Below are 25,270 nucleotides of genomic sequence, written 5' to 3' on the forward strand. Positions count from 1 at the left end.
TCTTCGAGTATTAAGTAAAACCGTTTTGAGGAACCCATACAGCATGAGTTTGATGACCAAGCTAGGCCTGCGAACACTCGTGGCAACGTGCCTGATCGCCGTCGGCGGCGCCGCCAACGCACAACTCAACGTCCTCGTGACGGGCGTCGGATCCACTCAGTTTCCGATCGCAACGGCGAATTTCGCCAATGAAGCGAACTCCCCGCAGCAGGTCAGCACGATCGTGCGTCAGGATCTGCAACGCAGCGGCAAATTCACGAATATCGACGCAGGCTCGACGCCGGTGTCCGAGACCGATTCCGTCGACCTCGGCGCATGGAAGGCGAAGGGCGCCAACGCGTTCGTCGCGGGCAGCGTGAACCGCCTGCCGAACGGCCAGTACGAAGTGCGCTTCAAGCTGTACGACACGGTCAAGGGCGAAAGCCTCGGCGGCCTCGTGCTGGTGAGCCCGGAAAGCGGTCTGCGCATGAGCGCGCACAAGGTCGCGGACTACATTTACGCCAAGCTGATGGGCAATCGCGGCGTGTTCGCCACGCGCCTGTCGTATGTGGTCAAGTCGGGCAACCGCTACCAGCTGCAGATCTCGGATTCGGACGGTCAGGACGCGCACATCGCGCTGTCGAGCCCCGAGCCGATCATCTCGCCGGCCTGGTCGCCCGACGGCACCAAGGTCGCTTACGTGTCGTTCGAGAAGAAGAAGCCGATCGTCTATATCCACGACCTGCCCACGGGCCGGCGCATCGTCGTATCGGACCAGAAGGGCAACAACAGTGCGCCGGCGTGGTCGCCGGATGGCCGCACGCTCGCCGTCGCGCTGTCGCGTACCGGCAATACGCAGATTTTCGCGGTCAACGCGGACGGCAGCGGTCTGCGTCGTCTGACGCAAGGCAGCTCGATCGACACCGAGCCGACCTACTCTCCTGACGGTCAGTGGATCTATTTCACGAGCGACCGCGGCGGCGCACCGCAGATCTACAAGATGCCGGCGCAAGGTGAAAGCGCGGGCGGCGCGCAACGCGTCACGTTTACGGGCAGCTACAACACCAGCCCGCGTGTGAGTCCTGACGGCAAGGAGCTTGCCTACATCTCGCGCGTCGGCGGTGCATTCAAGCTGTACATCCAGGACCTGCAAGGCGGATCCGCCACGGGCCTGACGGACACGACACATGACGAATCGCCGAGCTTCGCGGCGAACGGTCAGTACATTCTTTACGCCACTCAGGTGAACGGCCGTGGCGTGTTGGCCGCAGTATCGACCGACGGTCGCACTCGGCAGGTCCTGTCCGTTCAGGGGGGCAGCGTACGCGAGCCGTCCTGGGGCCCGTTTATGCAATAACGTTGATGCAATAACACAAGGAGAGTAATCAAATGATGTCCAAACTTCGTTTCGCATTCGCCGTCGTGATGGTCGGTGCACTGGCCGCATGTCACTCGGGCGTCAAGCTCGACGAAAACGCCAACAAGGGCGCAGGCTCGGCCCAACCGAACCCGAACGACGTCGCGACGGTCAACGTCGACCCGCTGAACGATCCGAACAGCCCGCTCGCGAAGCGCAGCATCTACTTCGACTTCGACAGCTACTCGGTGAAGGATGACTATCAACCGCTGCTGCAACAACACGCGCAATATCTGAAGAGCCACCCGCAGCGTCACGTGCTGATCCAGGGCAACACCGACGAGCGCGGCACCAGCGAATACAACCTCGCACTCGGCCAGAAGCGTGCTGAAGCCGTGCGTCGTTCGCTGTCGCTGATGGGCGTGTCGGATTCGCAAATGGAGGCCGTGAGCCTCGGCAAGGAAAAGCCGCTGGCAACGGGTCATGACGAAGCGTCGTGGGCACAGAACCGCCGCGCCGACCTCGCGTATCAACAGTAAGTCAACGGGTGGTGAGCCGAATGACGCATCGTTTCTCCTGGCTGCGGTTTGCCGCAGCGGCCTGCGTCGCGGGCACGGCCCTCACGGCCGTGCCCGCCCATGCGGGCATGTTCGACGACGATCAGGCCCGCCAGGCCATTCTCGATCTGCGCTCGAAGACCGATAGTCTGTCGAGCCAGCTATCGGCGGCGCAACGCACGATCCTCGATCAGTCCAACCGTCTCGACCAGCTCAACCAGCAGGTCGCGACGCTGCGCGGACAGAACGAGGACATGGCGAACCAGCTCACGACGCTGCAAAAGCAGCAGAAGGACTACTACACCGATCTCGACACGCGCCTGAAGAAATTCGAGCCGCAGCAACAGACGGTGGACGGCGTCCAGGGCGAGGTGCAGCCGGGTGAAACCGATGCGTTCAACGCGGCTTCACAGCAATTCCGCAGCGGCGACTTCAAGAACGCGGCGGCATCGTTCCGCAGCTTCATCTCCAAATATCCGAACAGCCCCTATCAGCCGACCGCGCAATACTGGCTCGGCAACGCGCTGTATGCACTGCGCGACTACAAGGGTTCGACGGCGGTCTGGCAAGGTGTCGTGAAGAACTATCCGCAGCATCCGCGTGCACCGGAAGCGCTGCTCGCGATCGCGAACAATCAGCTTGAACAAGGCCAGAAGGCCGCGGCGAAAAAGACGCTCGAGCAGATCGTCGCGCAATACGCCGGCTCGGACGTCGCGCAGTCGGCGCAGAACAAGCTGTCGCAGATCAAGTAGATCGTGGTGTTGGATTGATCACGTTTTGATGTAGTCGGCAGTAACGCGCAGTGTCCGAAGTGATAGCCACGCGCGCCTCTCGCTGGGAAGCCCGGGTAGTGATGCCCGGGCTTTTCATTTTGGGCGACGGTCTTGCCGAGTTGACAGGGCATTGGTGCGCCGATATAATTTCGCTTCTCTTTTGGGTCGTTAGCTCAGCTGGTAGAGCAGCGGACTTTTAATCCGTTGGTCACAGGTTCGAATCCCGTACGGCCTACCAAAAGATTCGAGGGCTGACATGCGAAAGCATGTCGGCCCTTTTCTTTTTCCTTTGCCCGCGTGTGCAAACAGGTACGCGCGCGGCAAGCGAGCCGCCTCTTCCCCGCCCGCCTCTTCCCCGCCCGCCTCAACGTAGCCTTCCGTTCAGGCACTGCCCTCCGCCCTCCAACGCCGCCCCAAAAAACCAGGCATCCCGCAACGACATCGCGCCAACGCGCCAGCGCATTCTTATCTTTTTAGTAATTTTCGATTCATGTTTGTGCCACGGGTGGTTTGTAGCCTCGCGACTTGCAATACCGGCTGCAACTTTCAAAAAATTTCACCCACCCTACTCAAACACACAGAATGCAAACCACCCTGAAGGCGCTTCCGATCGCGGTTCTGATCTCCGCCATCTACGGCTGCGGCGGCAGCACCCAAAACCCGTCGAGCACGAGCGCGCCGCAAGGCACCACGAGCAGCACCCCGGCCACGACGACGCCCTCGACTTCCGCCAGCAACTACACGGCTGGCAACCTGCTGATCTCGCGCACGGCCTATGATCCGGCATACGTCGTGAGCGGCACGCTGCCTTATAACGCGACGCCCACGACCACCAATGCATCGCCCGTGACGGCCGTCACGCCCGGCGGCTTTCCGAACGTGTTCACCAACGATTCGAACGACGCCAACTTCGGCGTGACGTCGGAAGCGTATCTGGACCAGTGGGCACCGAACGCGACGAGCCCGTCGCAAACGCTGGACATCACCGCGCTGGCCGCGAAAAGCAACGTGAATTTCGCCACCAGCTTCGCCTCGAAGTCGGAGCTCGCGCTGAACGTGTCGCTGGATCAGAAATCGCTGACCTTCACCGGCTACAACGCGTCGATCGACCAGCTCGATATCTCAAACACGAATACGCCAGGCGTGGTCGACACGACGAATACCGACGTCGCAACGCCTACCTACCGTACCGTCGCGCAGCTGAATTTCGCCGATAACAGCCTGTCGTTCACGAACACCAACGCATACGCCGGCAACAACAGCCGCGCGGCCGTGCTCGCCAACGGCATGTACTACATCGTCGGCAATGCCGGCAATTCGGGCAAGAATCCGAAGCCGACGACGGCCCAGCTCGACATGCTGACGATGAACACCGGCGTGCAAAGCATCGCTCCGGGCAGCCAATGCGCGTTCACGCAAGTGATCGGCGCATTCCAGTCCGGCACGGGCTCCGGCACGTACGCGGTCGCACCGGCTGGAACGGCGTGCTCGCTGGCGTCGATGGGTTCGATCACGGGCGGCAGCTCGACCGGCGACCAGTTCGGCTTCTCGATCGCGAGTCTGCCGACCACGCCCGCGACGGCCGCCGACAAAACCGGCAAGGACGCCAACTACCGCGGCCTGTTCGTTGGCCCGGACGGCACGATGTATGTCTCCAAGGGCAGCGGCGGCAACGGCGTGAACACGGTGTACCAGGTCGGCGTGACCGGTGCGCTCGCCAATGGCGGCAAGTTGCCGCAAAACGCCGCGATGACGATCGTGCCGGGCTTCACGATGGCCCTCGCGACCAACCTGACGGCGCTCACGTCGCCTAGCCAGGTGACCGGCACGGTCTATCCGTTCGGCATGTGGATCCCCGCGTCGAATCCGTCGATCATGTTCGTCGCCGACGAAGGCGACAGCACGCCGGGCGACCAGGTGAGCGGCAGCGGCGGCCTGTGGGTCTATCAGAACCAGAACGGCACGTGGAAGCCGCTCGCCAACCTGACGACCGGCCTGAACCTCGGCACGGCCTACACGGTGACGGACACGACCGGCGCGTACGGTACGAAGGGCGCGAGCTATACGACGACGCCTGACGGCTTGCGCAACATCACGGGCCAGGTCAACAGCGACGGTTCGTTCACGATCTACGCCGTGACCTCGACGATCGGCAACAGCCTCGGCACCGCGTTCGATGCGGGCGCCGACTCGAACCAGCTCGTCAAGATCACAGTGGGCATCAACGGTTCGACGGTGAGCTCGGCGAAGGGCTTCACCGTGATGCAGACCGCGCCGTATGGCCAGGCGCTGCGCGGCGTCGCACTCGTGCCGAAGTCCTGAGCGGGTTAGTGGATTCAAAAGAAACGACCTGCCATCCGGCAGGTCGTTTTTTCTTGCACGCTCCAACGTAAAATCCGTCGCGAGCAATCGCCGTCTCGCCTCAACGCGCCGGCAGTCCCGCATTGAACCGCAACACGATCCTGCAGCCTGGCGTGTTGTCGTGAATCTCCACGACGGCCTCGTGCACCCGCGCGATCGCGGCCACGAGACTCAAGCCGACGCCATGCCCCGAAGTCGCCGCCTCCTGCCCGTTTCTGCTGCGATAGAACGGACGCAGGACAGCATCGCGCTCACCTGCCTCGATACCGGGTCCAGTATCCGCAACCTGCACGACGGGCCTTCCCGCTTCAAGCGTTGCTTGCAGCGTCACCGCGCCGCCACCGGGCGTGAACTTCAGCGCGTTATCGAGCAGATTCTCGATAGCGCCGAACAGCAGATCCACGTCGCCGCGCGCGAAAACTGGTTCGGACGCCAGCACCGCGACCGACAAACGACGGTTCTCCGCGACCGGCTCGTACAACTCCGCGACGTCGCGCAGGATGGTGTCCAGCGACACGTCGCAGAAGCTCGCGCGTCTGACATCCGCTTCGACCTCCGCGATCCTCAATAGCGCGGTGAAACGGTGCAGCACGACGTCCGATTGCGCGATCGCGGTGTCGACGGCGCTCGTGTAGTCGTCGACGGTATGCGAGCGGCGCCGCGCGCGCTCGAGGCCCGCGCGCAGATGCGTCATCGGCGTGCGCAGATCGTGCGCGATGCCCGCGCACACGCCGCGCACTTCGGCCACCAGCCGCTCGATTTCATCGAGCATCAGGTTGACGATTTCCGCCAGACGGTCGAGATCGTGATGCGTGCCGCGATTCGACAGACGCCGACTCAACTGGCCCGCCATGATCTCGCGCGCCGTCAGACTCATCGAGCGGATACGCCGGTTCGACATCGCGTGAAGCGCGGCGCCGCAGCCGACGGCAAGCAGAATCGTCAGCATGAGCCCGAGGCACAGGATCTTCACGAGCGTATGGTCGAAATGAATGATCTCGTCGATCGAGTGACCGACGACCACCCGCAGACCGCTACGCGTCGGCACGATGATGCCGCGAAAATGACTGGCCAGCGACGGCGGCCCGTCGTCCATTGCTTGCGTGTAGTAGAACGGCCGGCGCTCGCGCTCGGCCGGCAACGCGTGGATATTGCCGGCGAGCCAGCGGCCTTCTTCGTCGAACACGCCATAGGGCCGGCTGCTCGCGATGTCGCGCCGGCTCAGCGCCGCGATATTGGCGATCGCCTCGGCGCGGCCGATCGAGCTGAACTCGGCCACTTCTCCGCGCAGCCGTTCATCGACCTCGTGCAGCAGATACGTGTGCATCATCCAGTAGAGCATCGCGAACAGCACGACCGCGCAACTGATGAACACCATCAGCAGCCATGTGACGTTGTTCGCCGGCAGGCGCAGCCAGCGCCTATTCGCCGGCACGGAGGACATAGCCGACATTTCGAACCGTGTGGATCATCAGCGAAAACCGTCCGTTCAGACTGATCTTGCGGCGCAGGTGACCGATATGCATGTCGATCACGTTGGTCTGCGCATTGAAGCGGTAATTCCAGACCGACTCGAACAGCATCGCGCGCGTCACAGGCTGCTCCGTATGCAGCATCAGGTATCTGAGCAACTGGTACTCGCGGGGCTTCAACTCGATCGACTCGCCCGCCCGGCTGACCTGGCGCGTGCCAATATCGAGCACGAGATCGCCGACGCTCAGCATGAGCGGCTGCTCCGAGGAAGAGCGGCGGCGCAGCAGCGCATTGAGGCGCGCGGTCAATTCCAGACTGTCGAACGGTTTGGTCAGGTAATCGTCGCCGCCGGTGCGCAGGCCGCGCACGCGTTCGTCGACCGCTGACAGCGCGCTCAATATCAGCACCGGCGTCTCTTTGCCGACGTTGCGCAACGTGGACAGAATCGACAAGCCATCCACGTCGGGCAGCATCCGGTCGAGCACGACGGCGTCGAAATCGCCGTTGAGCGCGCGCAGCAGGCCGGCATGGCCGCTCGGCACGCTTTCCACCGCGAAGTCGTAGTCCTCGAGCGCGGTGGAGACTTCGAGCCTCACGCGCTCGTCATCTTCGACGATGAGAATGCGGGGTCGGCGCCCCGCGGGGTAGTTGATCGCTGCTCTGCTTTCCAAGAGGACGTCGTTTCCTGTGGTCGTGCGTCGCCGCATGAACGGCGACGTCAATAGCGGGGGCCGCCTATGCGGGCGCGGAGTATGACATGGCCATGTTGCTGCTTCATGACGCGTCCCGCGCGGAGCCGAAAACCGTTCACACGTGCAACTAGCCGAGCTTCAGTGCCGCGCGCACTTGCGCCTTCGCATCGGCAAAGTCGCGCTGAAAATCCGGATTGGCCATCAGCGCCGCCGCGACGAGCGTTCCGTCGATGCGACCCGCTTCGACATCGCTCGGATAGTGGACGACGTCGACGACGCGGTTCATGCCGAATTCGCGCCCACGCGCGAATAGCGCATCGCGCTTCCCGGGGACCATTTGCGCGAGCAGGATCGCGCACAGATAGCCGAAGGTCGCATGACCGCTCGGGTACGAGTGGTAGTCGTCGCCGGGCCGCTTCGGCACGATCGGTTGCACGTCGCGGCTCGCGATGAAGGGCCGCGCGCGGCTAAAGAAATGCTTGCCGCCTTTTGCGACCCGCTCGGCATCGTGATCGACGGCTTCGAACAGCGCAGCGGTTTTCGGCAGACCAGCTTCGTTGAAGTCCGGTCCGAGCACATCCGCGAAACGGAACACGGACTTGGTGGCGCGAGCAGCACGCCAAGCGGAATTTGACGGGCGTCGAGATAGCTCGCCTCCGCGGACGGTGCGGCGTAACTCGCCGTATGAATGCGCGGTGTCCACAAACTTACAAACCTGAGCGCGTCGCGTAGCGTCAGTGCGGATCGCGCTGTTGTGGGGCATCCGTAATAGCAACTTTAGATTCGTAAGATACCGATCACTTCGCATTAACGGACGGTTGATAGCATCCCGCCTCGTTCGACTACCAGTTCATCGCCCCACTCGCGAAAGGATGCTGCACCATGCAACGGGTTAGTTTTCCCCTTAGAAAGAAGCCGCTGACGCAATTCGTTCTTGCCACACTGTGCGCGGCCGGCGCGCAGATCTCGCATGCCCAGACCTCGGGCGATCTCGGCTCCGTGCAAAGCACGGCCGTCTCGTCATCGAACAGCGGCACGGCCACCAGCACCAACGCGCAGTCGGCACCGGCACAGGCGCCTTCGCAAGGCTCGCTCACTGCAACCCAACCGCAGTCGGTGATCAGCCGGCACTACATCGAAAACAGTACCGCTCCGACCGCGAACTACAGCGAGATCGTGCAGATCGCGCCGAGTGTGTCGAATGTTTCTCCGAACGGCTCCGGCCTGATGGAATCGCAGAGCCTGTCCATTCGCGGCTTTCAGGACGGTCAGTACAACGTGACATTCGACGGCATCCCGTTTGGCGATACCAACGACTTCACCCATCATTCGACGTCGTTTTTCTCGAACCGGGTGCTCGGCAATATCGTCGTCGACCGCGGTCCCGGCGACGCTTCGCAGATCGGCTTCGCCACCTTCGGCGGAACGATCAGCCTGCAGTCGAGAAATCCGTCGGCATCGCCGGCATTCTCGGTGCTCGGCTCGTACGGCAGCTTCGACACATGGCAGGCCGGCGCCGAGTTCAATACCGGCTATCTGCAGCAATGGGGCGATGCGCGCGCAATGGTCGGCTATGCGCAGAGCAGCAGCGACGGTTATCTGACCAACGCGGACCAGCGCCGTCAGAACGTCTACTTCAAGCTCGACAAGCCGATCGGCGACAACACGCTGCTCACGCTGTTCGCGACTTACAACAACATCCGCCAGAACGTGCCGCTCGGCGCGACGGCCGCGCAGATCCAGCAGTTCGGTCCCAACTTCGGTCTTGGCGCCGACCCGACGAGTCAGGCCTATGCCGGCTACAACTTCGACAAGATCAACACGGACTTCGAATACATCGGCGTGAAAACGAAGGTCGCCGAGTGGGTGATCGACAACAAGCTCTATACGTACGGTTACTACCACAACGGCTTCAACGGCCTCGACCCGAACGGTGAAACGCCAAACGGCACGATCTTCGGCCCGAACAACGTGCCGGGCCAGGAAATGAACAACAACTACCGCGCGTTTGGCGACGTCCTCGCGCTCGAGCGGCAGCTCGGTCCCGGCAAGCTGCAGACCGGCATGTGGATCGCGCACCAGTCCAACTTCCGCGACAACTTCAATGTCGATTCGTCGCTGAACTTCGCGTTCATCTCGCAGAACTTCACGATGAACGACACGATGCTGACGTTTCAGCCGTATCTGCAATACGCCTGGCAACTGCAGAACGGTTTGACGATTACGCCGGGACTCAAGTACGTGTCGTTCAACCGCAGCATCGATACGCCGATGAACCAGAAGACCGGTGAGCCGCTCGATTTCAGCCACACGTGGGACAAGGTGCTGCCGTCGTTGACGCTGCACCAGCAGATCACCCCGCAATGGAGCGCGTATGCGCAGTACGCGCAGGGCTTTCTCGCGCCGAACCTGAATGTGTTCTATGTCAACGATCCGACCGTCTCGGGACAACCCGATCCGGAACAGACCGACAACTACCAGATCGGCACGACGTACAAAACGGGGCGTCTGACCGTCGCCGCCGATCTGTACTACATCAACTTCCGCAACGCGGTGACGAGCCGCACGGTCGGCAACAACGTGATCTTCTCGAATGCGGGTGGTGCGACCTACAAGGGCGTCGAAACCGAAGCGACCTTGTCGGTCGGCGACGGCTTCAGCCTGTACGGCAATCTGACCTTCAATTCGGCCAAACAGAAGAGCACCAATACGTGGATGCCCAACGCGCCGCAATCGACGGCCGCCGCCGGCGTGCTCTACGAACGCGGGCCGCTCAACGGTTCGTTGCTGATGAAGTTCGTCGGCCATCAGTATGGCGATACCGGCAACACCCAGCCGATCGGCGGCTATGCGATCACCAACTTCGCCAGCTCATACACGTTTGCCCGACTCGCACCGTGGACGCATGACACGCGCCTCGGCTTCCAGATCGACAACCTTTTCAACCGCACCAGCATCAATGCGCTGGCCGGCTACACCGCCGCGGACAACACACCGCTTTACTGGACCATCCCGGGCCGCGCGTTCGTCGCGACGCTGTCCACCGATTTCTGAACGGAGCTTCTTTCATGACTGTCGATAACCTGCTGCACCTCGCGAACAATTCCGGTGGCGTGTTGTATGTGATTGCCGCCATGCTGTTCGTTGCCCTGACGATCATCATCGAGCGCTCGTGGTTCCTGCAGCGCGCATCGAGCGGCAGCCGCGCGGTGCTCGACCAGGTCGACCGCCTCGAACAACTGAACGCCGCCTCGCTGACGGCATGCGCCGAACAGTTTCAGGCGCTGCCGATGGCGAGCCTGCTGAAGGTCGCCGGCCGGCTTGCCGGTCAGACGTCGCGCGATGAGCTCGATGCGTGTCTCGACGAAGCGATCATGCGCGAAGCACCGAACATCGACCGCTTCCTGTGGGTGCTCGACACGATCGTCACGCTCGCGCCGTTGCTCGGTCTGTTCGGCACGATCGTCGGTATGTTCAACGCGTTCCAGGTGCTGTCGAATCCGGGCAACGCACCGACCCAGGTCACGGGCGGCGTGGCCGAGGCACTGATCGCGACGGCGTCGGGTCTGTTCGTCGCGATGATCGGCCTCGTGTTCTTCAACGGTCTGCACAACCGCGTAAGAGGCGTCGTCCATCAGCTCGAAACCCTGAAGGCGGCGCTCGTGAACCGGCTTGCGGCCAGAACGCATGAGTCGGTCAAGCCGGTGCATGAAGTGCCGCGCCCGGTGGTCGGCAAATTCGCCTCGCAGGGAGTCTGACGATGAAGTATTTCGAGGCGCGAAAGGCGCGCATCGAGATCATCCCGATGATCGACATCATGTTCTTTCTACTGGTGTTCTTCATCATGATCACGCTGCACATGATCCCGAACGCGGGGCTGCGCTCGCAGCTGCCGTCGAGCGCCACGGCGCAAGCGCTGCCGCCGCCGCAGGTCACGGTAACGCTCGCGACCGACGGCAGTCTGTCGGTCGACGGCCGCACGCTGAGCCTTGCGCAATTGACCACCCTGCTCGCCGCCCGCACGGACGTCGCGCATACGGTCGTGACGATTGCCGGCTCGAAGCAGGCGCAGATCCAGCACCTCGTCTCGGTGATGGACGCGTGCCGCGCCGCGGGCGTATCGCAAATCGCGCTCGCCGCGCAGCCTGTGGCGAACTGATATGGCAACCGTACCCGCCTGCGGGATCGTGCAGCAACGAACGCGCCTATTGCCGGCCGCCGCCATCGCGCTCGTCGCGCAAGCGCTGGTGCTCGGCGCGACGATTGCGCTGCTCACGCATACGACCCGGGTGTCTTCCGTATCGCATGAAGCGCCGCCAACGCTGCTGACGCTGGCGGCACCGGCTCCCGCGCCGCAACCGCCGCAGCCGCCTGCGAAGCCCGTGCCGCCTCCCGCGCGGCCGGTCGTACCCGTGCGCCATGCTGCGCACACGCCCGCGAAGCCCGTAACGGCCGCGGTGCCGAAGCGCGTGCCGACTCCGGTGCCGGTGCAGCCCGCGGCGACACCGACCGTGCCGCCATCCGCGCCCGCGCCGCAACCGCCAGCTCAGCCCGCGCAACCGCCCGCACACGCTACGGCGCCGGTTGCAGCCGCGCCTACGCCAAGCTTCGAGGGTGCCCTGCGCGCGGCGATTCAGGCCGCGCTGCGCTATCCCGAGTCGGCCCGCATGGCTGGCATGACGGGCCGCACACGCGTCGCGTTCCGGTATCGCGACGGCGTCGTGTCCGACCTCAGCGTCGTGGTGTCGAGCGGTATCGGACTGCTGGACCGCGCAGCGCTCGCAGCCGTGCGCGACGCCGCTTATCCGAAACCCGAGTCCGCATTCGTGGGCAAAACGCTCTCGGAGCAATTGTGGGTCGACTTCAAACTCGACGACCACGAATGATGATCCGCTAACGCCCAACCGCACGAGGGACGTCATCCGCCCACCGGAATGGCGTCCCTGTTCCCAATCCATCCGCAGTACCAGTAAGAATCTACTCAACGTGAAACTGAAAAATATCCTGTCCGCCTTGATCGCCGGCGGCGTCGCTTCCCTGCTCGCGCTGTCGAACGTCCATGCGGCGACGGGCGCCAACGCCGATCAATTCGAAATCGCGAAACGCTATGGCCTCGAAGGCGGCGAGCGTTGGGATTACGTGGCGTACGACGCTGTTCGCCAGCACCTCTTCATCAGCCGCGACACGCACGTGCAGGTGATCGATACGCGCTCCGGCAAACCGGTCGGCGAGATCGCCAACACCGACGGGGTGCACGGCTTCGCGTTCGTGGAGGACCTCAAGCTCGGCTTCGTCACCAACGGCCGCGCCAATACGGTGAGCGTCGTCGATCTCGACACCCTCAAGGTCGTCGACAGCATCAAGGCCGCGGGCCCCGACCCGGACGGCATCCTCTACGTGCCGGCCTTGCGGCGCATCTTCGTGAGCAATGGCCACGACGGCAGCGTCAGCGCAATCGACGTCGCGACGCGCAAGGTGGTCGCCACGATGAGCGTGGGCGGCAAGCCGGAGGCGCTCGCGGCGGACAGCCACGGGCACGTGTTCGTCAATGTGGAAGATCGCGCCGAGATCGTCGAGATGGACGGTCGGTCCGCGACGGTGCTGGCGCATTGGCCACTCGCGCGGTGCGAGTCGCCGACCGGACTCGCGATCGATCCGGCGAGCGAGCGCCTGTTTTCGGTTTGCGCCAATCACCGCATGATGATCGTCGATGCGACGTCGGGCCGTCGCGTGGCCGAGGTGCTGATAGGGGGTCACCCCGACGCGGCGGCTTTCGATCCGGCCTTGAAGCTCGCGTTCAGTTCGAACGGCGCGGACGGCACGCTGACGATCGTGCATGAAGACGATGCGGACCATTACACGGTCGCGCAGAACATGCCAACGCTGGAAGGCGCGAAAACGATGGCGCTCGATGAACAGCAGCACCGGATCTATCTGGTGTCGTCGAAGTTCGGCGCGGCCGACCCGGGCACGGCTGCCAATTCTCATCCGCGCGCGACGGTCATCCCCGGTACGTTCGAAGTGCTCGAGGCGCAGCTCAAGGCACGCTGACGCGCGGCATCGACGCACGGCCGCCCGTTGATCGCGGCGGCGCGTCAAACATCGGTTCGCCTAGATGAGGCCGTGCGCGACGCCGCTCGGCATCGCCCAGCGCTCGCTGTCGTTCGACACGCCGAAATCGGCGGCCCGTAGTGAAACGGTGGCCGAGCAGGCCGTCGCACGCTTCGCGCTAGCGCGCGCGAGGATGCGCTGCTCGTGCACATAGAAGAATTCGAGTTGGCGCGCGTCGGACGCTTTTCGTTGGAGCTCGAACACATCCTCGAGCACGCGCCGCGACACGTGAAAACGCTGAAGTCCGCGGCCAAGCCGGATCTGAAAGACAACACCGTCGCTGTTATGCGGCACCGCTGCCCAGATAAGCGGAATGCTACTCATGGAGCCCCCGTAACTGGATCTTCACGTCAGGAACATTGACGATTTCATCGTCGCACGGATAAACGCACGGCGCGACTTGTCAAAATTAAACAAGGTTGATTTGTCGTTTTCACCACAGTGGCAGGTGTTGCGACACGACGCCCCAGCGAATCCTTACTCGACAGCAGTCCGTCGCTTGCGCCGCGCGGTCGTTCGCCGGGTACGATGCAATGCGGCCCGATTTAATTTGCCACGCTTCTCGCTGATTTTTCGGTGGCCGGCCATGCAGAAGAATCATTCGCTTTTGCGTCGGGAATCCACACGCAAGGAATATGCGTTGGCTCGTTTGCGTCTTGCCACGAGCCGCCTTATGCGCGCTGAGTCAGAAGCTGAAAAGACACTCGCCACCTGCTGGATGAAGGCGTGGGCAAGCGTCATCGGCGATGCGCAGTTCCCTAAGCTTCCTTACCGACCGGCCACACCCAAAGCGAGGCGGCGCTCCTCGCCAAGGCCCCGCGATTGACATCTGCCGTCGCTCGAACTGAATGGCGACGCGGCGACATCGTCGCGCACTCCAACCCCATTCATTGACCGTATGGTTCGCCACCTCACAGACCGTCTACGCCCTCTGCTCGCATGATCGCTTCACGACGCCTTCGAGCGTTCGCGACAAACAGAGCAATAAAGAAGAGACGACAAAACGGCGAGCGCGTCCCGTAACGATCGGGCTGCCCCGCCGCTCGGGGGATACCCGTGAAAGCTGGAAAGGTAATCTGGGTAGTGGCTTTGCCGTGTCTGATCGAAACGTCGCATGCGCAGGAGGTCTATCTGCAAGGCGGCACACTGGGCATCGGAGTTGGCGCGGCGTGGAGCGTCACGTCGTGGTTCGGCGTGCACGCAGACTTCAATGCGATCAATTTGTCGCACAACTTCGAGGTTGGGGGCAATCGCTACGAAGACGGCATACGGCTGCGTCAGGGCGGTCTCTACGGCGATTTCTTTCCGTGGGCCGGCACCGGCTTTCGCGCGACAGCGGGCCTGCGTCTGACCGACAACGAAGTCAGCGGCAACTCGGTTCCGACCAACGGCATGTACGTATTCGAGGGCAAAGCCTCGCCGGCCTTTCCTGGCGAATACGCGACGGCGACCGCCCGATACCCGACCGCGATGCCCTACCTTGGCATCGGCTATGGCTTGCACCCCAGAGCCAAAGGCTGGGGGCTCGTGGTCGATCTCGGTGTCGCCTACGGCATTCCGAAGACCTCGTACACACTGTCGCCGGCACTGTCGCAGGCCGCGGGACCGGAGATGAGTCAGCAGATCATCAACACCGGATCGCAGCAACTGCGCGATAAGGTCTCGCCTTATCGATGGTATCCCACGTTGCAGCTCGGCATTTCTTATCGCTTCTGAGGCGCCGCGCACGGAAACCGTCGCAGTACTATAAATTTGCGAAGGACTTTTCACATTCCGATTGCATAAAAAAACAAACGAAAGAAAGCGCGATACGACTTTCGCTTTTTCTGGTTATTTATCGAGATGAAAAGATATGCAATGATCGCCGCCGAATCAGCGGAGCATGTCTGAACCTTGCGCCAGCATACGTTCCGGCAACCCCACGGCCCATTGCTTTTTCATTGAACCGATAATGACCACCTTTATGTTCGATCTGCTGTCGAACCTCGCCTTGTTCGCCATCGTATCGATGGCCTGTCGACTGTATAACCGGTTCGGGTCGGGTGCCGCGCTGAGCGGCCCTGCGATTTTCATCGTGATCGCGCTGGCCGCATGCGTGCTCGACGGCTTGTTGACGTTTGTCGTGTTCGCCGACGCGCAGAACCGCTATGGACAATTCGCCCTGCCGACGTCGTTTCTTCAGCGTGCTGGCGCGTATGCGCTCGCGATCGTGATCGCGTTCACGTGGCATCGGATATCGAGGCGCCGGCGCGCCGTGAAAAGCGACCCGGACAACGCGGTTGTCATCCAGACGTCACCGTACTCCGAATCGCGGCTGCGCATGTGAGCCCGGCGCGCCCCGACCGGCTTTTCACGTACGCCCCGCCATGTTTCATCTCTGTATTGCCGCCGCGAGCAGGGCAGGAACGGTCCTTGCGCATGCGGGCGCCGTCGGCTATAACTCCCGAAGACCGCGCGTTGTGGGTCATGGCACCACCGTCGTTCAATCCGTTGATGGCAACCTATAACGAGGAAACATCTTGGATATCGAAACCGTACGTGCATTCATCATGACCCGTGGCATCGACATCGGCACCAAGGTCATCGGCGCAATCGTGCTGTGGCTCGTCGGCCGCTGGATCATCGGGCTGATCTCCAACCTGTCGCGCAAGCTGCTCGCACGCAACGGCCGGGTCGACCCGACACTCGCCCACTACCTCGCGTCGATTCTCGCCGGGTTGCTGAACCTGCTGCTCGTCCTCGCGATCCTGGAAATCTTCGGTGTGCAGACGACGTCGTTCGCCGCGTTGCTCGCCGGCCTCGGCCTCGCGATCGGTACTGCGTGGGGCGGCCTGCTCGCGCATTTCGCGGCCGGCGTGTTCATGCAGGTGCTGCGGCCGTTCAAGGTCGGCGATTTCGTCATGGCCGCGGGCGTCACCGGCACCGTCACGGAGTTGGGCCTGTTCGGCACCACGATCGTGACGCCGGACAACGTGACGACCATCATCGGCAACAACAAGATCTTCTCCGACACGATCTCGAACTACAGCGTGCTGCCGTTCCGGCGCGTCGAGCTGACCGCGAAGATCGCCAATGGCGTCGATCCGACCGATGCGATCGCGCGTTTGAAAGCCGCCGTCGCGAAGATTCCGAACGTGGCCGAAAACCCCGCGCCGGATATCGAGGTCTTGAGCTTCTCGCCAGAAGGACCGCTGCTGTGCGTGCGCCCTTACTCGTCCAACCAGAACTACTGGCAGGTCTACTTCGACACCAATCGCGCGATCGTTCAGACCTTCAAGGAAGCCGGCTATCCGACGCCGGAAACGCCACTCGCACCGCGCGCGATCACGCGCGATTGATCTGATCGAACCTCCGAGCGCACCCGACACGGGTCGTCGGCACGGCGGCATGAAAAAAGGCGTCGCGAGATTCGCGACGCCTTTCGTGTTTTCAAGGCCCGAAATACCGCAAACAACTCGTCATCAACGCGTACTCGCGTTCGCGCCATTCTTGCGCAGCATCTTCCACAGCGCGCCGAGCACGATCGGTACGATCGCCGCGCCGATACCGACCAGCACGATCACGTTCAGATACTGACGGATGAACGGGATGTTGCCGAAGAAATAGCCGAGCAGTGTCAGCAGCAGCACCCACAACAGCGCGCCGACGACGTTGAACATCTGGAAGCGGCTCCACGTCATCGACGACGCGCCCGCGACGAATGGCGCAAACGTCCGCACGACCGGGATGAAACGCGCGAGCACGATCGTCTTGCCGCCGTGTTTCTCATAGAAGTTGTGAGTCTTCTGCAGCGCGGCGCGATCGAGAAAGCGCTCGAGCACCGGAATGTGCGTATTGAACACGCGCGGTCCGATCGCGCGGCCGATCAGATAGTTGGTCGTATTGCCCGAGACCGCCGCCACCAGCAGCAACAGGATCAGCAGTCCGAGATGCATCTGCCCGGTCGCGCAGAACGCGCCGCCGATGAACAGCAGCGAATCGCCCGGCAGAAACGGCAGCACCACGAGCCCCGTTTCAGCGAACACGATCGCGAACAGCACCGCGTAGACCCAGGCACCGTACACCTGAATGAAGTCTCCGAGAAACTTGTCGATGTGCAGGACAAGATTGGCGAAATGTAGCAGCGTATCCAAGGAACGTCCTTTTAAACCAGCGTATGCGTAGAGGGAAAACGGCCGCCGCGCGACCCTGCAACAGGCGCAGCGAGCGGCGGGCCGACCGCTGCGAATTGACCGCGACATGATACCGAAAGTGCCTCGGGTCGAATGAAAATCTGCTGGTTGGGCGTCTGCGCGGGCGGCGTGCGCCAAGTCGCTATAATTTCGCCATGTCCGAATTCTCCGAAACGCCTGCGGGCACCGCGGCCGCGGCCGCACCTTCCGACGCCTCCCGCGCGGCGCCCGTGCCGCGTCCGTTGCGCGCCATCCAGCCGCTCCCCGATCAATTGATCAGCCAGATCGCCGCCGGCGAAGTGGTCGAGCGGCCGGCGTCGGTAGTCAAGGAGCTGCTCGAGAATGCGCTCGACGCGGGCGCGCAGACGCTGCGCATCCTGCTCGACGAAGGCGGCGTCAAACGCATCTCGATCACCGACGACGGCTGCGGCATCCCCGAGAACGAACTCGTGCTCGCCCTGACGCGCCATGCGACCAGCAAGATCCGCTCGCTTGCCGAGCTCGAAGCGGTCGCGACGCTCGGGTTCCGCGGCGAAGCGCTGGCGTCGATTGCGTCGGTCGCGCAGATGAGCATCACGAGCCGCACCGCAGATGTGCCGCACGCGGTGCGCATCGACGCGGAAACCGGCGTGCTGAGTCCCGCGGCCGGCACCCAGGGCACGACGATCGAAGTCCGCGAGCTTTACTTCAACACCCCGGCACGCCGCAAATTCCTGAAAAGCGAACAGACCGAACTCGGCCACTGTCTTGAACAGATCCGCCGCGCTGCGCTCGCGCGGCCGGACGTCGCGATCTCGGTGCTGCACAACGGCAAGGCCGTCGAGCACTGGAACGCGAGCGAGCCGCCCGCGCGGGTTGCGAAGATTCTCGGCGAGACGTTCGCGACCGCCCATCTGCCGCTCGGCGAATCCGCCGGTCCGCTTGCGATCTACGGCTGCGCCGGTCTGCCGACCGCGAGCCGCGGTCGCGCCGATCAACAGTATTTCTTCGTCAACGGCCGCTTCGTGCGTGACAAGCTGCTCACGCACGCGGTGCGCGCCGCGTATGAAGACGTGCTGCACGGTGAGCGTTATCCGTCGTACGTGCTGTTCCTCGATTTGCCGCCCGAAGGCGTCGACGTGAACGTACATCCGTCGAAAATCGAGGTGCGTTTCCGCGATTCGCGCTCGATCCACCAGTTCGTGTTCCATGCGGTGCAGCGCGCGCTCGCTCGGCACGCGGGCGCGTCGCCTGAAACGACGGCGGGCGGGCATGCGGCGCACCTGGAACCGTCGGCCGGCGGACCGGCTTCATCTGGTTCGACGCCGCCGGGTGTCACAAGCGGCGTAGCCGACGGCATTGGCGCGGGCGCCGGTCTTTCGAGCGGCGCGGGCTTCGGCGCGGGAAACCGCGGCGTCCTTGGCGGCGGCAGCGGCTTCAGCAGCTTCGGCGCCCCGGCCGCCTCGCAGCCTGGCAACACGTGGATGCGCCAGGCACGCATGACGCAAGGCACGCTGCCGGTCGCGCAACCGCTCGCCGGTTACGACGCGCTGTTCGGCCGCAAGGATCCGCTTGCCGGCCGGGTCGAAGGCGCGTCGCTGTTCGAAGCGCGCGACTCCGCAACCGACGCGACGTCGCCATACGACGCAGCACCGTTCGCGCCGCGCCCGGCTTCCCCCGCATTCGACGCCACCGACGACCAGCCGCTCGGCTTCGCGCTCGGCCAGATCCACGGCATCTACGTGCTCGCGCAGAACCGCCAAGGGCTCGTAATCGTCGACATGCATGCGGCACACGAGCGCATCCTGTACGAGCAGTTCAAGAGCGCGCTCGCCGACCGCGCGATCGCCGTGCAGCCGCTACTGATCCCGCAGACGATGCAGGCCGATCCGGTCGAAATCGGCACGGTCGAGGAAGAGCGCGATACGCTCGATGCGCTCGGCTTCGACCTCGCGGTGCTGTCGCCGACCACGCTCGCGATCCGCGCGGTCCCCGCGCTTCTGAAAGACGCCGACCTGCAAGCGCTGGCGCGCGCGGTGCTGTCCGACCTGCATGCATTCGGCGGCTCGCGCGTGCTGACCGAGCGTCAGCACGAACTGCTCGGCACGCTCGCGTGCCATCACGCGGTGCGCGCGAACCGGCGTCTGACGCTCGACGAAATGAACGCGCTGTTGCGCCAGATGGAAGCGACCGAGCGCGCCGATCAGTGCAACCACGGGCGTCCAACCTGGTATCAGCTGACGCTGGCCGATCTCGATCGGCTGTTCATGCGCGGGCAGTAACGGCGCTGCGTTTCGATCACACCGTTGCGCCGCGCGCCCGCTTGCCCATGACGTCACACCCTACCCCCATCCCGTGCCTGCTCGGCCCGACCGCGTCCGGCAAGACCGCCGCCGCGCTCGCGCTCGCCGCGCGGCGGCCGGTCGAAATCATCAGCGTCGACTCGGCGCTCGTCTATCGCGAGATGGACATCGGCACCGCGAAGCCGACCGCGGAAGAACGCGCGGTCGCGCCGCATCATCTGATCGATATCGTCGATCCGGCCGACTCGTACTCGGCCGCGCAGTTTCGCGCCGATACGCTGCGGCTCGTCGGAGAAATTCATGCGCGCGGGCGGCTGCCGCTGCTGGTCGGCGGCACGATGCTGTACTACAAGGCGCTCACGCAGGGGCTCAACGACCTGCCCGCCGCCGATGCCGAAGTACGCGCGAGACTCGACGCCGACGCCGCCCGCGACGGCTGGCCGGCGCTTCACGCGCGGCTCGCCGCGCTCGATCCGGTCACGGCCGCGCGTCTCGCGCCGAACGATTCGCAGCGCATCCAGCGCGCGCTGGAAGTGTTCATGCTGACCGGCCAGCCGATGTCGACGCTGCTCGCCGCGCCCGCGCGCACCGACGACGCCGCATCGGCACGCTTCGTGCCGGTCGCGCTGGAGCCGTCCGAGCGTGGCGTGCTGCACGCGCGCATCGAGCAGCGCTTCGATTCGATGCTCACGCACGGTTTCGTCGATGAAGTGGTGAAGCTGCGCGCGCGCGGCGACCTGCTGGCCGAGATGCCGTCGATGCGCTGCGTCGGGTATCGGCAGGTGTGGGAATACCTCGATGGCGCGGTCGACTATCGGACCATGCGCGACAAGGGCGTCTTCGCGACGCGGCAACTCTGCAAGCGGCAGCTCACGTGGCTGCGCAGCATGCCGGAAAGACAGGTGGTGGATTGCTGCGATCCGCACGCGACGGCGCGGGTGGTGGAGTTGATCGAAACGCTGGTTTGAGGCGCCGATCAGCGTGGGGGAATCGGAGGGACGTAAAGCAGGAATTTGAAGCGGGGAATGTGAAGCAAAGGATTCGAAGCCCGCGCGGCGCACCATTGCGGCACGCCGCCCTCGTCAACCTTTAGACCACGACCGTCTGCGCTTCACCCGCTGCGCTTTCACGGACCGTGCCGATCTTCCAGACCTGCTCGCCCGCTGCGGACAGCAGACCGATCGCCGCTTCGGCATCCGCGGCCGACACGATCACCGCCATACCGATACCGCAGTTGAACACGCGGTGCATTTCCGCATCGGCGACGCCGCCGTGCTTCTGCAGCCACGAGAACAGCGGCGGCAGCGGCCATGCGCGATGGTCGAGCTCGGCCGTCAGGCCTTCGCGCAGCACGCGCGGAATGTTCTCGACGAGGCCGCCGCCCGTGATGTGCGCCATACCCTTGACCTCGATCTGCTGCATCAGCGCGAGCAGCGGCTTCACGTAGATGCGCGTCGGCGCCATCAGCGCGTCGGCGAGCGTGCGGCCGTCGAAGTCCGCGTTCAGATCGGGATCGGCACGCTCGATGATCTTGCGCACCAGCGAAAAGCCGTTCGAATGGATGCCGCTCGACGCGAGCCCGAGCACCACGTCGCCCGACGCGATCTTGCTGCCGTCGATGATCTTGCTCTTTTCCACCGCGCCGACCGCGAAACCAGCCAGGTCGTATTCGCCGTCCGGGTACATGCCCGGCATTTCCGCGGTTTCGCCGCCGATCAACGCGCAGCCCGACAGCTCGCAGCCGTGCGCAATGCCCTTCACGACGGTCGCCGCCGTGCCGACGTCGAGCTTGCCGCAGGCGAAATAGTCGAGGAAGAACAGCGGCTCGGCGCCCTGCACGAGGATGTCGTTGACGCTCATCGCGACCAGATCCTGGCCGACCGTGTCGTGCTTGTTCAGCTGGAACGCCAGACGCAGCTTGGTGCCGACGCCGTCGGTGCCGGACACGAGCACCGGCTCCTTGTACTTCTTCGGCACTTCGAACAACGCGCCGAATCCACCGATGCCGCCCAGCACGCCGTCGCGCAGGGTTTTCTTGGCAAAGGGCTTGATGGCGTCGACGAGGGCGTCACCCGCATCGATGTCCACGCCGGCGTCGCGATACGACAAACCTTGGGCCGAATCGGTTGAAGGCTCGGCGGATTTCGGTTGATTCATGGGGAAAAGCTCGAAGGTCGGTAAAATGCGATTTTACCCGATGCTGGCCGCCTGGCTGGAATTCACGCGTTCCGACGATATCCTGGAAACGACATTGCAACACGACACCCCGATTCCGGCGCCGCCGACCCGCGCAATTGCGCCAGCCGTGCTTCGCGACGCGCGGCCTCACGACCCGGCGAGCACGCTTCACGACAACTGAGCGCCTGGCAACCTTCCAGGCCCCGAGGTCCGGGCCACTCGCGGCCTGAGCCTCATTTTCGGCATTAACCTACTGTGCTTCGTCAACTGACGCTCGATCTCGGCACCCCGCCGCCATCGACATTCGACAATTTCTTCGCCGGCGCGAACGCCGAGCTGGTCACGCGCCTGCGTGAGCTCGACGACGCGCTCGCCTCCGGACCGGTCGCCGATCGCACCTTCTACATCTGGGGCGAAGCCGGCAGCGGCCGCACGCACCTGCTGCAGGCGCTCGTGCACGAAGCGCCGCCGGGGCATGCGCGCTTCGCCGGGCCGCAAAGCAGCCTCGCCGCCTTCGGCTTCGATCCGCGCGTCGCGCTCTATGCGATCGACGACTGCGACGCGCTGTCGGCCGCGCAGCAGATCGCCGTGTTCAACCTGTTCAACGAAGTGCGCGCGCATCCGACCAGCGCGCTCGTCGCCGCGGGCAACGCGGCGCCGATCGGCATGACGGTGCGCGAAGATTTGCGCACGCGCCTCGGCTGGGGACTGGTGTTTCACCTTGCGCCGTTGCCCGACGACGCGAAGGCCGCGGTGTTGAAACGCGCGGCGCGCGAGCGCGGCATCATGCTCGCCGACGACGTGCCCGCCTACCTGCTCACGCACTTTCGCCGCGACATGCCGAGCCTGATGGCGCTGCTCGACGCGCTCGACCGCTTCTCGCTCGAACAGAAACGCGCGGTCACGCTGCCGCTGTTGCGCACGATGCTCGCGTCGCCCGACCCCGCCGCCGCACCGGGTTCACACGCCGCTCTTCCCGCTTCAAGTAAAATAGGCGCCCATGGCTAACCTTGCACTCTTCGATCTCGACCACACGCTCATTCCCACCGACAGCGACCACGAATGGGGCCGCTTCATGGTGAAAAAAGGCATGGTCGACGCCGAAAATTTCGCCCGTGAAAACGATCGCTTTTACGCCGACTACAAGGCCGGCAAGCTCGACATTCACGCTTATCTGATCGCCATGCTGACGCCGCTCGCGAAGTACACACGCGCGCAGCTCGCTGACTTTCACGCGCAGTACATGCACGAGGTCATCACGCCGGCCATCCAGCCGGTGGCGCTCGAACTCGTGAAACAGCATCGTGAAGCGGGCGACCTGTGCTGCGTCGTCACCGCGACCAACGAGTTCATCACGCGGCCGATCGCGCAGGCGTTCGGCGTCGACACGCTGATCGCGTGCGAGGCGGAGACCGTCGGCGCGGAGCCGCACGGCGCCTACACCGGTCGCCCCACCGGCACGCCGAGCTACAAGGAAGGCAAGATCGTGCGCACCGAAATGTGGCTCGCGTCGCTCGGCAAGAGCTGGAGCGACTTCGAGCACAGCTATTTCTATAGCGATTCGCACAACGACATCCCGCTGCTCGAAAAAGTCACCGATCCCATCGCGACCAATCCGGACGACACGTTGCGCGCCCATGCGCAAGCCAAAGGCTGGCGCATCCTCGAACTCTTCCAACCCTCGTGATCAAGAAACTCATCCGCAAGCTATTCGGCCAGGACACGGCGACCGCTGACGACACGCTCTCCGCCGCCGCCAGCGTCGACGGCAATGCCAATGCCAATGGCAAGCCGCCGGCGCGCGGCAAGTCCGTATCCGGCACGACCGTATCCGGCACGACCGCTTCCGGCACGGCCGCGCGGCCGCGCCGCAAGTCCGCAAGTGCCGCTGCTGCCGCGCAAGCGCCGCGCGAGCCGGACGTACCCGTCATCATTCCGCACGACGTGCACGGCATCGACCCCACGCTGATCTCGCGCAATGCGATCCGCGTGACCGAGGGCCTGCAACAGGCGGGCTTCCGTGCGTTCATCGTCGGCGGCGCGGTGCGCGATCTGCTGCTCGGCGTCAAGCCGAAAGACTTCGACGTCGCGACCGACGCGACCCCCGAACAGGTGCAGAAGCTGTTCCGCCGCGCGCGCATCATCGGCCGGCGCTTCCAGATCGTGCACGTGCAGTTCGGCCAGGAAATCATCGAGACCTCGACGTTCCGCGCGCTGGTCGATCCGCCCGCGGCCGACGCGCCGCCGCCGAAGCGTCTGAAGCGCGACGAGCTCGACCGCCGCACCCACGCGGTCGATGCGAGCGGCCGCGTGCTGCGCGACAACGTGTGGGGCGAACAGCACGAGGACGCCACGCGCCGCGACTTCACGATCAACGCGATGTACTACGATCCGGCCACGCAAACCGTGCTGGACTACCACAACGGCATGGCCGACATGCGCGCGCGCCTGTTGCGCATGATCGGCGACCCGGCCACGCGCTATCGCGAGGATCCGGTGCGCATGCTGCGCGTCGTGCGCTTCGCCGCCAAGCTCGACTTCGACATCGACGACGCCACGCGCGCGCCGATCGAGAAGATGGCCGATCTGATCAACAACGTGCCCGCCGCGCGTCTGTTCGACGAAATGCTGAAGCTGATGCTGTCGGGTCACGCGCTCGCGTGCCTGAAGTGGCTGCGCCAGGAAGGCCTGCATCACGGGCTGTTGCCGCTGCTCGACGTCGTGCTCGAGCAGCCGACCGGCGAAAAATTCATTTCTCTGGCACTCTCTAACACAGATGCACGCGTGCTCGCCGGCAAGCCGGTGTCGCCGGGCTTCCTGTTCGCGACGCTGTTGTGGCACGACGTGCAGCAGCGCTGGCAGAAGTTCGAGGCCGAAGGCGAGTATCCGGTGCCCGCGTTGCATCGCGCGATGGACGAAGTGCTCGACATGCAGACCGAAAAGCTCGCGATCCACAAGCGCTTCTCGGCCGACATGCGCGAGATCTGGGGCCTGCAGCTGCGCCTCGAAAAACGCTCGGGGCGCAGCGCGCTGAAGCTGCTCGAACACCAAAGATTTAGAGCGGGGTATGATTTCCTCCTGTTGCGCTGCGCATCGGGCGAACTCGACGAGTCGGTCGGTGCATGGTGGACGGAGTTCATCGAAGGAGACGTCGCCGCGCGCGAGACATTGCTCACGCAAGGCGGGAAGGACCGGAGCCCAAGAAAACGACGGCGGCGCGGTGGCGCCAGAAGCCGCAAATCAGGTGACGGAGTGGAGGGCGGCTCGTCCGCCGAACGCACGGACAACGACGCGGGCCTCGAAGGCTCGCACGAAGACTGACGCGGCGTTCGCGG

24 protein-coding genes and 1 tRNA gene are annotated in these 25,270 nt (G+C 64.0%); 19 read left to right on the forward strand and 6 right to left on the reverse strand.

What is annotated here, in order from left to right; all coding sequences use genetic code 11:
- Positions 1-43: 43 nt before the first annotated feature.
- The 5 genes from tolB to F6X37_RS09530 all read left to right on the forward strand — a co-directional run bounded on the left by tolB (position 44) and on the right by F6X37_RS09530 (position 4,988).
- A complete protein-coding gene (gene tolB / locus F6X37_RS09510) occupies positions 44-1,336 on the forward strand; it encodes a Tol-Pal system beta propeller repeat protein TolB (RefSeq protein WP_187611095.1) in 1,293 nt (430 codons plus the stop codon).
- 32 nt (positions 1,337-1,368) lie between these two features.
- Positions 1,369-1,875 (forward strand): peptidoglycan-associated lipoprotein Pal, encoded by a 507-nt coding sequence (pal, locus tag F6X37_RS09515; protein ID WP_018419502.1) that lies wholly within the window; start codon positions 1,369-1,371, stop codon positions 1,873-1,875.
- A 20-nt stretch (positions 1,876-1,895) separates the two neighbouring features.
- Positions 1,896-2,645 (forward strand): tol-pal system protein YbgF, encoded by a 750-nt coding sequence (ybgF, locus tag F6X37_RS09520; RefSeq protein WP_187611096.1) that lies wholly within the window; start codon positions 1,896-1,898, stop codon positions 2,643-2,645.
- Between the two features lie 183 nt (positions 2,646-2,828).
- Positions 2,829-2,904 (forward strand) — tRNA-Lys (locus F6X37_RS09525).
- 344 nt (positions 2,905-3,248) lie between these two features.
- The gene (locus F6X37_RS09530; RefSeq protein WP_187611097.1) at positions 3,249-4,988 is read left to right on the forward strand and encodes a hypothetical protein; all 1,740 of its coding nucleotides are present in this window, start codon (positions 3,249-3,251) and stop codon (positions 4,986-4,988) included.
- A 100-nt stretch (positions 4,989-5,088) separates the two neighbouring features.
- Here the strand turns inward: F6X37_RS09530 and F6X37_RS09535 are convergent, their stop codons facing one another.
- The 3 genes from F6X37_RS09535 to F6X37_RS09545 all read right to left on the reverse strand — a co-directional run bounded on the left by F6X37_RS09535 (position 5,089) and on the right by F6X37_RS09545 (position 7,787).
- Entirely contained in the window at positions 5,089-6,471 is a 1,383-nt protein-coding gene (locus F6X37_RS09535) for a sensor histidine kinase (protein ID WP_187611098.1), read from the reverse strand.
- The gene (locus F6X37_RS09540) at positions 6,449-7,171 is read right to left on the reverse strand and encodes a response regulator transcription factor (RefSeq protein WP_187611099.1); all 723 of its coding nucleotides are present in this window, start codon (positions 7,169-7,171) and stop codon (positions 6,449-6,451) included. Before F6X37_RS09540 ends, F6X37_RS09535 begins: the two co-directional genes overlap by 23 nt.
- A 148-nt stretch (positions 7,172-7,319) precedes the next feature.
- The gene (locus F6X37_RS09545) at positions 7,320-7,787 is read right to left on the reverse strand and encodes an acid phosphatase (protein ID WP_187611100.1); all 468 of its coding nucleotides are present in this window, start codon (positions 7,785-7,787) and stop codon (positions 7,320-7,322) included.
- 287 nt (positions 7,788-8,074) lie between these two features.
- Between F6X37_RS09545 and F6X37_RS09550 the strand changes: the two genes are divergently transcribed.
- The 5 genes from F6X37_RS09550 to F6X37_RS09570 all read left to right on the forward strand — a co-directional run bounded on the left by F6X37_RS09550 (position 8,075) and on the right by F6X37_RS09570 (position 13,243).
- Complete coding sequence (locus tag F6X37_RS09550) at positions 8,075-10,246, forward strand: TonB-dependent receptor (RefSeq protein WP_187611101.1); 2,172 nt, start codon at positions 8,075-8,077, stop codon at positions 10,244-10,246.
- A 14-nt stretch (positions 10,247-10,260) separates the two neighbouring features.
- Positions 10,261-10,950 carry a MotA/TolQ/ExbB proton channel family protein gene (locus F6X37_RS09555; RefSeq protein ID WP_187611102.1) on the forward strand — a complete coding sequence of 230 codons (690 nt, stop codon included), beginning with the start codon at positions 10,261-10,263 and terminating at the stop codon, positions 10,948-10,950.
- Between the two features lie 2 nt (positions 10,951-10,952).
- Positions 10,953-11,351: an ExbD/TolR family protein gene (locus F6X37_RS09560; protein WP_090803146.1), complete on the forward strand. Its 399-nt coding sequence runs from the start codon at positions 10,953-10,955 to the stop codon at positions 11,349-11,351.
- 1 nt (position 11,352) lies between these two features.
- Positions 11,353-12,078, forward strand: a complete 726-nt coding sequence (locus F6X37_RS09565) for a TonB family protein (protein WP_187611103.1) — start codon at positions 11,353-11,355, stop codon at positions 12,076-12,078.
- Positions 12,079-12,178: 100 nt separating this feature from the next.
- Positions 12,179-13,243 carry a YncE family protein gene (locus tag F6X37_RS09570; protein WP_187611104.1) on the forward strand — a complete coding sequence of 355 codons (1,065 nt, stop codon included), beginning with the start codon at positions 12,179-12,181 and terminating at the stop codon, positions 13,241-13,243.
- A gap of 60 nt (positions 13,244-13,303) precedes the next feature.
- On the opposite strand, the gene F6X37_RS09575 is transcribed toward F6X37_RS09570, so the two are convergent.
- Positions 13,304-13,627: a hypothetical protein gene (locus F6X37_RS09575; RefSeq protein ID WP_184055405.1), complete on the reverse strand. Its 324-nt coding sequence runs from the start codon at positions 13,625-13,627 to the stop codon at positions 13,304-13,306.
- Between the two features lie 732 nt (positions 13,628-14,359).
- Here F6X37_RS09575 and F6X37_RS09580 point away from each other — a divergent pair.
- The 3 genes from F6X37_RS09580 to F6X37_RS09590 all read left to right on the forward strand — a co-directional run bounded on the left by F6X37_RS09580 (position 14,360) and on the right by F6X37_RS09590 (position 16,641).
- Positions 14,360-15,019 carry a hypothetical protein gene (locus tag F6X37_RS09580; protein WP_316251950.1) on the forward strand — a complete coding sequence of 220 codons (660 nt, stop codon included), beginning with the start codon at positions 14,360-14,362 and terminating at the stop codon, positions 15,017-15,019.
- A 235-nt stretch (positions 15,020-15,254) separates the two neighbouring features.
- Positions 15,255-15,629, forward strand: coding sequence for a hypothetical protein (locus F6X37_RS09585; RefSeq protein ID WP_187611105.1), 375 nt, complete (start codon positions 15,255-15,257; stop codon positions 15,627-15,629).
- Between the two features lie 193 nt (positions 15,630-15,822).
- Positions 15,823-16,641 (forward strand): mechanosensitive ion channel family protein, encoded by an 819-nt coding sequence (locus F6X37_RS09590; protein WP_187611106.1) that lies wholly within the window; start codon positions 15,823-15,825, stop codon positions 16,639-16,641.
- Positions 16,642-16,764: 123 nt separating this feature from the next.
- Here F6X37_RS09590 and F6X37_RS09595 read toward each other — a convergent pair whose 3' ends face one another.
- Positions 16,765-17,436: a VTT domain-containing protein gene (locus F6X37_RS09595; protein ID WP_176078921.1), complete on the reverse strand. Its 672-nt coding sequence runs from the start codon at positions 17,434-17,436 to the stop codon at positions 16,765-16,767.
- 194 nt (positions 17,437-17,630) lie between these two features.
- Between F6X37_RS09595 and mutL the strand changes: the two genes are divergently transcribed.
- Both mutL and miaA read left to right on the forward strand, forming a co-directional pair.
- The gene (gene mutL, locus F6X37_RS09600; RefSeq protein ID WP_187611107.1) at positions 17,631-19,736 is read left to right on the forward strand and encodes a DNA mismatch repair endonuclease MutL; all 2,106 of its coding nucleotides are present in this window, start codon (positions 17,631-17,633) and stop codon (positions 19,734-19,736) included.
- A gap of 47 nt (positions 19,737-19,783) precedes the next feature.
- Complete coding sequence (miaA, locus tag F6X37_RS09605; protein ID WP_187611108.1) at positions 19,784-20,725, forward strand: tRNA (adenosine(37)-N6)-dimethylallyltransferase MiaA; 942 nt, start codon at positions 19,784-19,786, stop codon at positions 20,723-20,725.
- A gap of 121 nt (positions 20,726-20,846) precedes the next feature.
- Here miaA and purM read toward each other — a convergent pair whose 3' ends face one another.
- Positions 20,847-21,914: a phosphoribosylformylglycinamidine cyclo-ligase gene (purM, locus tag F6X37_RS09610; RefSeq protein WP_187611109.1), complete on the reverse strand. Its 1,068-nt coding sequence runs from the start codon at positions 21,912-21,914 to the stop codon at positions 20,847-20,849.
- Between purM and F6X37_RS09615 the strand changes: the two genes are divergently transcribed.
- The 4 genes from F6X37_RS09615 (at position 21,913) to pcnB (ending at position 25,256) form a co-directional block, all read left to right on the forward strand.
- A complete protein-coding gene (locus tag F6X37_RS09615; protein WP_184062286.1) occupies positions 21,913-22,116 on the forward strand; it encodes a hypothetical protein in 204 nt (67 codons plus the stop codon). The two genes, purM and F6X37_RS09615, sit on opposite strands and share 2 nt — an antisense overlap.
- Positions 22,117-22,190: 74 nt before the next feature.
- The gene (hda, locus tag F6X37_RS09620; protein WP_090803130.1) at positions 22,191-22,943 is read left to right on the forward strand and encodes a DnaA regulatory inactivator Hda; all 753 of its coding nucleotides are present in this window, start codon (positions 22,191-22,193) and stop codon (positions 22,941-22,943) included.
- Positions 22,936-23,622, forward strand: coding sequence for an HAD family hydrolase (locus F6X37_RS09625; RefSeq protein ID WP_187611110.1), 687 nt, complete (start codon positions 22,936-22,938; stop codon positions 23,620-23,622). Before hda ends, F6X37_RS09625 begins: the two co-directional genes overlap by 8 nt.
- Positions 23,619-25,256 (forward strand): polynucleotide adenylyltransferase PcnB, encoded by a 1,638-nt coding sequence (gene pcnB, locus F6X37_RS09630; protein ID WP_187611111.1) that lies wholly within the window; start codon positions 23,619-23,621, stop codon positions 25,254-25,256. The genes F6X37_RS09625 and pcnB overlap by 4 nt, the downstream gene beginning before the upstream one ends.
- The last annotated feature ends 14 nt before the right edge of the window (positions 25,257-25,270 follow it).

The organism is Paraburkholderia sp. 31.1 (genome assembly GCF_014397645.1).
Classification (GTDB): domain Bacteria; phylum Pseudomonadota; class Gammaproteobacteria; order Burkholderiales; family Burkholderiaceae; genus Paraburkholderia; species Paraburkholderia tuberum.

What these genes read in the sequence shown, in the direction of transcription:
- tolB (WP_187611095.1), top strand. Translation starts at nt 44, where the DNA reads ATGAGTTTGATGACCAAGCTAGGCCTGCGAACACTCGTGGCAACGTGC.
- purM (WP_187611109.1), bottom strand. Translation starts at nt 21,914, where the DNA reads ATGAATCAACCGAAATCCGCCGAGCCTTCAACCGATTCGGCCCAAGGT.
- F6X37_RS09575 (WP_184055405.1), bottom strand. Translation starts at nt 13,627, where the DNA reads ATGAGTAGCATTCCGCTTATCTGGGCAGCGGTGCCGCATAACAGCGAC.
- F6X37_RS09615 (WP_184062286.1), top strand. Translation starts at nt 21,913, where the DNA reads ATGGGGAAAAGCTCGAAGGTCGGTAAAATGCGATTTTACCCGATGCTG.
- F6X37_RS09565 (WP_187611103.1), top strand. Translation starts at nt 11,353, where the DNA reads ATGGCAACCGTACCCGCCTGCGGGATCGTGCAGCAACGAACGCGCCTA.
- F6X37_RS09625 (WP_187611110.1), top strand. Translation starts at nt 22,936, where the DNA reads ATGGCTAACCTTGCACTCTTCGATCTCGACCACACGCTCATTCCCACC.
- F6X37_RS09550 (WP_187611101.1), top strand. Translation starts at nt 8,075, where the DNA reads ATGCAACGGGTTAGTTTTCCCCTTAGAAAGAAGCCGCTGACGCAATTC.
- pal (WP_018419502.1), top strand. Translation starts at nt 1,369, where the DNA reads ATGATGTCCAAACTTCGTTTCGCATTCGCCGTCGTGATGGTCGGTGCA.
- F6X37_RS09560 (WP_090803146.1), top strand. Translation starts at nt 10,953, where the DNA reads ATGAAGTATTTCGAGGCGCGAAAGGCGCGCATCGAGATCATCCCGATG.
- F6X37_RS09585 (WP_187611105.1), top strand. Translation starts at nt 15,255, where the DNA reads ATGACCACCTTTATGTTCGATCTGCTGTCGAACCTCGCCTTGTTCGCC.
- ybgF (WP_187611096.1), top strand. Translation starts at nt 1,896, where the DNA reads ATGACGCATCGTTTCTCCTGGCTGCGGTTTGCCGCAGCGGCCTGCGTC.
- F6X37_RS09530 (WP_187611097.1), top strand. Translation starts at nt 3,249, where the DNA reads ATGCAAACCACCCTGAAGGCGCTTCCGATCGCGGTTCTGATCTCCGCC.
- F6X37_RS09535 (WP_187611098.1), bottom strand. Translation starts at nt 6,471, where the DNA reads ATGTCCTCCGTGCCGGCGAATAGGCGCTGGCTGCGCCTGCCGGCGAAC.
- mutL (WP_187611107.1), top strand. Translation starts at nt 17,631, where the DNA reads ATGTCCGAATTCTCCGAAACGCCTGCGGGCACCGCGGCCGCGGCCGCA.
- miaA (WP_187611108.1), top strand. Translation starts at nt 19,784, where the DNA reads ATGACGTCACACCCTACCCCCATCCCGTGCCTGCTCGGCCCGACCGCG.
- F6X37_RS09555 (WP_187611102.1), top strand. Translation starts at nt 10,261, where the DNA reads ATGACTGTCGATAACCTGCTGCACCTCGCGAACAATTCCGGTGGCGTG.